1 pseudogene is annotated in these 434 nt (G+C 34.1%); it reads right to left on the bottom strand.

The features are described from left to right. Positions 1-199: 199 nt before the first annotated feature. Positions 200-434, bottom strand: a pseudogene (locus B4237_RS03625) (hypothetical protein); the annotation flags it as partial.

Raw genomic sequence — 434 nt, 5'->3', positions numbered from 1 at the left:
ATCTTTCTACTATCGCTATGAACGTTGGATCTTCCCATTGTTGGTAATGCTACCAGCTATCTTGATTATTGCGTATGTTCCTTACTTCTTTAAGTTGTTTGGTTGGTATCACTAATTAAGTGTGAGACTTATTAAAAAAGCACCTACGGGTGCTTTTTTTCTGTATATCAAAATAGGAATGACTATAAGTAGATGAAAGTTATGCTAATAATTTTGCAATATTTTCCCATCCCATTTTGTGAGCTAGATCTGAGGCGGTCATAGATTGGTTATTCAGCGCTGACTTATCTAGATTATATTGCAGTAATGCTTGAATAATTAAAAAATTACCCGCAAGAGCTTCTCGGTGTAATAGTTGATTACCACGATCATCTCTTTCATGAATTACGGTTGGATCGGTTTGGATAAAGTTTAAAAAACTATCTAACATCTTT

The sequence above is a fragment of the Acinetobacter sp. UBA6526 genome, from assembly GCF_002434875.1.
GTDB lineage: Bacteria > Pseudomonadota > Gammaproteobacteria > Pseudomonadales > Moraxellaceae > Acinetobacter > Acinetobacter venetianus.
This window is presented reverse-complemented; position numbering and strand designations above follow the sequence as displayed.